Origin of the sequence: Streptosporangium sp. G11, assembly GCF_051192615.1 — a bacterium.
Taxonomy (GTDB): domain Bacteria; phylum Actinomycetota; class Actinomycetes; order Streptosporangiales; family Streptosporangiaceae; genus Streptosporangium.
Genome location: NZ_JBPJUQ010000370.1, coordinates 1 through 563 on the forward strand (window position 1 = coordinate 1; position 563 = coordinate 563).

Genomic DNA, 563 nt, shown 5'->3' on the forward strand with positions numbered 1-563 from the left:
AGCTAAGTAATGCTGGTGGTGCTGTGAGTCTGAGGTTTGGACGCTCAGGCTCGGGTGATCGTCAGGGAGCTACTACTACTTGACGATCGAGCCGGACCAGACGTTCGCGGCCTTGGTGTAGATGGCAGCGGTCTCACCGTCGAAGTACGGGGTGGTGATGAGGTCGTAGCGGCCGTTGCTGTCCTGGTCACCGAAGAGGCTGGTGACACCGTTGACGTAGCCGAGACGCTTGGCGTTGCTGTACTTGGCGAGCCAGGGGCCACCGTCGGCGCCGGGGGTGAAGGAGCTCTTCAGGCCGATGTGCTCCTCGACCTTGGTCGCCGCCTGCACGAAGGTCTTGCCGGTGGTCTTGCCGTAGGTCCACTTGGGCGTGACGCCGGTGTAGGCCTTGTTGCCGTCGGGGTGCGCGTCGGCCGGGTAGCCGAACACGAACACCGTCTGCTCGGGCTTCTGGTTCCAGGTGAAGCCCTGGCCGCCGACGTTGTCACCGAGCTTGCCGGTGTCCTTGATGAAGCCGTCGATGACGATGAAGACGGCCTTGTAGTACTTCTTGGAGGTGCCGG

1 pseudogene is annotated in these 563 nt (G+C 62.9%); it reads right to left on the minus strand.

From position 1 onward, the window contains the following. Positions 1-75: 75 nt before the first annotated feature. A pseudogene (locus tag ACSDR0_RS51080) lies at positions 76-563 on the minus strand (hypothetical protein); the annotation flags it as partial.